Below are 5,309 nucleotides of genomic sequence, written 5' to 3'. Positions count from 1 at the left end.
GTCCAGGCCGCCCCGCCCGCCGCCCCCGCCCCGCCCCCGAGCGCAGGCGTGCGCCCCGCCTGCGGCGGGGACGTCGACTGTGCCTGCGGGGGCGGCGGACCCGGTGCCGCCCGCCCCCTCGTCTACGCCATCGGCACCATCGGCTTCGACTACGAGACCGAGGCCCGCCGGGACAGCTTCCGCCAGCAGATGCCGTACGTCACCACGGTCATCGACGGCGAGGAGGTCGAGCAGCAGCCGGACCCGTACAGCCCCAAGCAGCTGCGGTCCTACCTGGCCTCCGCCCCATGGGCATCCGACAAGGTCACCTGGACGCTGACCCTCGACGGCGCACCCGTGTACGCCCTGGAGGCCGAGGCGCCGGTGGGCATGGACTGGAGCGACCCCATCGTCTCCCCGGAGGATGCCCAGCGGGCCCGGCAGGCCGCCGCACACCTGGAGAGGAACGAGGCCTCGACCCTCTCGGACCTGATCAACCGACTCGCCAGTCCGCCCGTGTCCACCGTCTACCGCGTGTTCCGGGACGCCATCGTGGGCCAGGCGCTCGACCCGGAGAAGGCGGAGGAGCGGGCCGGCTACGTCTCGCGCGTCTCGGTGCCCGGGATCCTCACCCACCGCACGAAGCGACTCTTCAACGGCCAGCTCGTGCCCGTGGTCGAGGTGAAGAGCCGAGGCCTCTACACCTGGAACGAGACGGCACTCGTCGACTCCGTCTTCGACAGCGTCATGAAGGACGCGGAGATCAGGCACGTCTCCACCGTCCAGGAGAGCGAGATCCGGCTGACGATCCGCTCCTTCCTCGACAAGATCTACTACCAGTTCCGCAACCTCGGCCAGACCTCGGCCGACCGGGCGCTGAACTACGCGGGGACCAACGCGTTCCTGATCGGGGGCCAGATGGTCCGGGGAATCCTCTCCGCGGGCCAGATACCCGGATCGAAGGGCGGCCTGTACTCGCTCGACACGATCACCGTCACCAAGAGCCCGTACTGCCGCGTCGGCTCGGACTGCCAGGACGTCGTCGTGACCCTCTTCGACCCGGAGGACGACCACAGGGCCCGGCTCTCGTACCTCTTCACCATCGACGTGAGCGACGAGCTGCCGGTCAGCCTCGCTCCGGTCCACACGTTCCTCAACAGCTGACCCACGAGGAACAGGGAGGAGAACAGACCATGGACACCAGACACAACAGACCGGGAGGACTGCCTCCCCAAGTCCGGGCCGTCCGCCGCGACGACGCCGCGGCAGAGGCCGACGCCCGTCGCCAGGGCGTCACGGCCGCCGCGTCGGGCTGCGGCAACCTCACCGGCATGGCCCGGCAGATGTGCTATGCGGGCCGGCACGGTCTCAGGGTCTGACCCCTGTCGGGGATCAGCCCCCTGAAGACACCGGCCCCTCCGCGAGGAACAGAGGGAACACGAGGAAAGGACAGTGTGATGTTCGACGAAACCACCCAGGAGGACACCGGCGCCACGCGCTGGTCCCCCGCAGGACAGCTGCGGCTGCAGCTCCCCCAGCAGTCTCCGCCCGTCCGCCGGGGCCGTCGCCCCGAGGGGTACGCCGGCACCTCCGGCGCCGAGGCCAGCGGACTGCTGAGCAAGATCGGTCAGGGTCTGGACGACCTGTGGCCGTTCTGAGCCGGCGCCGATGACCGGCCGACGACGCCATCGGACACCTGAGGAGGCATCATGCGACTCGACCTGCCGATCCAGGCACCGGCCGTGAACCGCAGGGTCCACTACCTGCCGTACCGCGTCGTCTTCACCGACCCTGAAGACCCCACCACCAAGGTCCACATGCAGCCGCTCGGCGAGTACGGCCCCCTCCCCGGGGACCCGCGAGCCCTGCAGCAGGACTACGGCCGCGGCTGGCACTGTGTGCCGACCGTCGGCTGCAGGTGGACCGGACTCGTCTGACCGTGTGAGGGAAGACAGGGAAACACGGAAATCCAGGAAAGGAAGGTGGACGGGCCGCCGCCCTGCCGGCGGCCCGCCCCCGCGTGGAAGGAGCCGAGACCATGGCGAACCTGCGGACTGCGATCTCCTGGTCCAACGACAAGACGTACCTCTTCTACGACGACGACACGTACGACCGGTACGACTCCGTCACCGGCCTCCGGGAGGACTCCGGACTCGGCATCGACCGGTGGGAGGGGCTCCCCGGCTCACCCGACGCCTTCGTCTGGTGGGGGGCGGGCAAGGCGTTCGCCTTCACCGGGGGCGACTACCGGCGGTACGACGACCCCTCCGACCGGGTCGACCCGGGCTACCCGCTCGCGACCGGCCCGCGCTGGCCCGGCCTCCCCACCGGCGCGGACGGCGGCCCCGACTGGCGTACCGGCATCGACGCGGCCGTGAACTGGGGCAACGGCAAGCTGTACCTCTTCAAGGGCGGCTCGTACGTGAGGTACGACATCACCGCCGACCGCGTCGACCCCGGCTACCCCGTCAAGATCGCGGACCGCTGGACCGGGGTCTTCCCCGCGGGCCTCGACGCCGTGGCGTACCCGGGCGGCCGGTACGCGTACTTCTTCCGGGGCGGGCAGTACCAGCGCTTCGACCTGGACGCCGACCAGGTGGATGCGAGCGGCCCCCTCGACGCGGCCTTCCGGCTCGCCCCCACCCCGTCCGGGGCGGTGGCCCCGGCCCGCCTGCTCACCCTCACCCAGGCGAACCGGCTGATGGCGGACCTGATCCGGCGGGGGAAACTCACCCTGAAGAGCCCGGTGTTCGTGGACAGCCCGACCGGGATCGTGTCGCCGACGCCCACCCAGCGCGTCGTGGTGAGCCCGCCGTCGTTCGACGGAATCCGCTACACGAACCAGATCGCCCCGGCGTCCACGGTCATCGACAACCTCGACCAGTGCATGCTGATCGCGCTGTACCGGCTCACCCGCTGGATCAACTCCTCGTCGCCGGACGTCACCGAACTCCTCCACCTGGGCATCGGGCACGGCGGGCCCAACCCGAAGGACTGCCACAACCAGGGCCGCGCGCTCGACCTCTCGGGCATCGTGGGGGAGCTGGACGGGGTCGCCTTCACCCGTCTGGTGCAACGGGACTGGGGAGACCTGCCCCGCACCCCCGGGAAGTTCCGCATCGACCCCGCGACGGACCCCCTCGCGTACGGGCTGTTCTCGACCGCCTTCCGCTGCGCCACGTTCGAGTGCGAGGCCACCGCCATCGGCCCGGCCAACAAGTGGCCCATGCCCGAGATCGGCGGCTCCGGCTTCGTGATCTACCCGGACTACACGGGCCCCGCCGCGCTGGTCAACGCCCACCAGAACCACATCCACATGCAGATCGGCGTCACGGTCCTGCCCTGAGGGGCGCCGGGTGGGGCGGGGGTCAGCCGCCGTCCACGTAGGCGCGGGCCGCCACCATGACGTCGCGCATGCGGCCGTCGGCGATGCACTGGGCCGGTGCTTCGTCCTCCAGCTGCGGGTTCATGCCGATCATCCAGGCGCGCGCCGTATAGAGGCTCTCGGCGTCCTGGATGAGTTGGAAGACCTGGAGAGCTGCGCGCAGGCGCTCCTCGGATTCGTGCCGGGGGGTGGTGTCGCCCGATGCCCACTTGCCGACCTGCTTGGGGTCGCTGATGTTGGCGATGCGCGCGGTCAGGCGCTGCCCCAGGTTGTCCTGGAGGAATCGGGCGATCTCGCTGATGTGCATGCGCACGGTGGCGATGTGGGCCCGTTCGGCACTCACGGCGCTCTTGGTGGCGGCGGGGGCGGGCGTGGTGGTGGTGTGTGAAGGCATGGTCAGGTCTCCCTCGTTGCCCTGACTGCGCGCCCGCGCGGTGGCGGGTCGCGTGTTCAGGCGACGGGTGTCGGGTGCGCGCAGGACCTGGCTGTCGCGTGCTGCTGCGATGGCAGACGGAAGGGACGCTCGGTCTCGGCGAGCTGTGAACGCTTCGTGATGTGCTTCCGACCCGCCGGGAAGCGTGACCAGTGACGGGTGGGGCGGGGCCGGGCCGGCTAGCGGCGGGCGGCGGGCTTCAGCATCGATGTATTCCGGTCCGCGGGGATCCGGCGCATGGATGACTGCAGAGTGCTGGGAGTGCGGCGGCGCCTGTGGTGCTGGGTGGTGCGGCGATGTGCAGAGCGAACCCCGAAGGTAAGCACGTACGGACGATGTTGCCGGTGATGCTCATGTGATCCCCCACACGCTCCAAGTCGGTCGATGTACTTGTCAGGTTACCCATTATCACCTGTCAACTCCACCTCTTAGGCAGAATCCAGCGCGTTCTCGACGGAGCGTCAACTGCTGTGTTTGAGCCGGGACTTAGCTTCTGACCTGCGCTGATGCTGTCAATTGGGGGAGGGAGTGGAGGTCGTGTGCGTGGGGGGAGTGAGTTGTTTTCCTCCTTTCGGACGACAGGGATGTGGTGGTTTTCCGGCTGGTTTCCAGGTGGGTTTTCGGGTGGGGGAGTAGGGGGGCTGAGTGGTTGTGGCCCGGGCGGGACCGGTCACAGCATGGTCAGGCCGTACTCGTCGGCCACCCGCCGCAGTGCCTCCGCCTCGGGGAAGACCAGACTGGACTCCTCCTGCTTCAGTGCCACGTCGCTGAAGACGGCCCAGCACTGGCGCATGCCGAAGCGGGAGCGGTAGGCGATGCCGTGGACGAGGCGCTCCTGCTCCGAGGGGCCGGTGCGCTGGGTGATGGCCCAGGCGGAGATCAGCCGGGTGATCCGGCGGTTGAAGCCCTGGATGTGTTCCGTGGTGAGCAGGTCGACGCCCTGCTCCGCCAGCTTGTCCTCCAGCTCGTGGGAGAGCGTCTTGAGGGTCCGTTCGTCGTCCACGTCGAGGAAGCGGGCCTCCTTGGGCGGCTGCAGACGGACCAGGGTGTGGCGTGTGGTCCAGTCGCGGGGCATCTTGCCGGGGCCCATGTAGTACGGCTCCTGCCAGTCGTCCGCGATGACCTCCCGCATGGCGGGGCTCACGCGGAAGGGGGCTAAGGCCTCGGCGAAGCAGCCGTCGTGCTCGGAGGCGCAGTAGAGGGTGCCGTAGCTGACCAGGCTCCAGCGGTTGCCGCCCGTCCGGTCGGAGTCCTCCTGGCTGATCTTTTCGTACGTGACCGGATTCTTGGACTTCCCCAGCCGCCAGATGCCGCGTTCCGGTGCGGGGATGAGGCTGACGTCCGGCTGTGCGGTGTCGGTGTCCCGGCTCATGGGGCCGTTCTCCTTGCTCCGGCCGCCTCCGCGGGACGCGGGGCACGGGCCGGTGATGCTCGTGGGCTCGTGCGGAGGGCGGGCCGGCAGGGCGGTCCGCCCGCCGGGAGAGCCGGTCTTGTGACGGTGTGGTGCTCGTG

The 5,309-nt window shown here is 69.7% G+C and carries 7 protein-coding genes; 5 read left to right on the top strand and 2 right to left on the bottom strand.

Annotation, left to right across the window (positions count from 1 at the left end; all coding sequences use genetic code 11):
- From AB4039_RS41295 to AB4039_RS41275, 5 genes are all read left to right on the top strand, one after another.
- The coding region (locus AB4039_RS41295) for a hypothetical protein (protein WP_442273206.1) at positions 1-1,143 on the top strand (1,143 nt) is incomplete at its 5' end.
- A 29-nt stretch (positions 1,144-1,172) separates the two neighbouring features.
- Positions 1,173-1,358: a hypothetical protein gene (locus tag AB4039_RS41290; RefSeq protein ID WP_266846432.1), complete on the top strand. Its 186-nt coding sequence runs from the start codon at positions 1,173-1,175 to the stop codon at positions 1,356-1,358.
- A 78-nt stretch (positions 1,359-1,436) separates the two neighbouring features.
- Complete coding sequence (locus AB4039_RS41285; protein WP_266846431.1) at positions 1,437-1,637, top strand: hypothetical protein; 201 nt, start codon at positions 1,437-1,439, stop codon at positions 1,635-1,637.
- A gap of 51 nt (positions 1,638-1,688) precedes the next feature.
- Positions 1,689-1,916, top strand: coding sequence for a hypothetical protein (locus AB4039_RS41280; RefSeq protein ID WP_266846430.1), 228 nt, complete (start codon positions 1,689-1,691; stop codon positions 1,914-1,916).
- 101 nt (positions 1,917-2,017) lie between these two features.
- Positions 2,018-3,325, top strand: a complete 1,308-nt coding sequence (locus tag AB4039_RS41275; RefSeq protein ID WP_266846429.1) for a hemopexin repeat-containing protein — start codon at positions 2,018-2,020, stop codon at positions 3,323-3,325.
- A 22-nt stretch (positions 3,326-3,347) separates the two neighbouring features.
- On the opposite strand, the gene AB4039_RS41270 is transcribed toward AB4039_RS41275, so the two are convergent.
- Positions 3,348-3,758, bottom strand: coding sequence for an XRE family transcriptional regulator (locus AB4039_RS41270; protein ID WP_266846428.1), 411 nt, complete (start codon positions 3,756-3,758; stop codon positions 3,348-3,350).
- 709 nt (positions 3,759-4,467) lie between these two features.
- Positions 4,468-5,169 carry an RES domain-containing protein gene (locus tag AB4039_RS41265; RefSeq protein WP_266846427.1) on the bottom strand — a complete coding sequence of 234 codons (702 nt, stop codon included), beginning with the start codon at positions 5,167-5,169 and terminating at the stop codon, positions 4,468-4,470.
- Positions 5,170-5,309: the final 140 nt, after the last annotated feature.

It is taken from the genome of Streptomyces sp. M-16 (assembly GCF_052114405.1).
Taxonomy (GTDB): Bacteria; Actinomycetota; Actinomycetes; order Streptomycetales; family Streptomycetaceae; genus Streptomyces.
Note: the sequence above shows the minus strand (reverse complement) of the source record. Positions and strands in the feature narration are given on the sequence as shown.

What these genes read in the sequence shown, in the direction of transcription:
- AB4039_RS41285 (WP_266846431.1), top strand. Translation starts at nt 1,437, where the DNA reads ATGTTCGACGAAACCACCCAGGAGGACACCGGCGCCACGCGCTGGTCC.
- AB4039_RS41270 (WP_266846428.1), bottom strand. Translation starts at nt 3,758, where the DNA reads ATGCCTTCACACACCACCACCACGCCCGCCCCCGCCGCCACCAAGAGC.
- AB4039_RS41275 (WP_266846429.1), top strand. Translation starts at nt 2,018, where the DNA reads ATGGCGAACCTGCGGACTGCGATCTCCTGGTCCAACGACAAGACGTAC.
- AB4039_RS41265 (WP_266846427.1), bottom strand. Translation starts at nt 5,169, where the DNA reads ATGAGCCGGGACACCGACACCGCACAGCCGGACGTCAGCCTCATCCCC.
- AB4039_RS41290 (WP_266846432.1), top strand. Translation starts at nt 1,173, where the DNA reads ATGGACACCAGACACAACAGACCGGGAGGACTGCCTCCCCAAGTCCGG.
- AB4039_RS41280 (WP_266846430.1), top strand. Translation starts at nt 1,689, where the DNA reads ATGCGACTCGACCTGCCGATCCAGGCACCGGCCGTGAACCGCAGGGTC.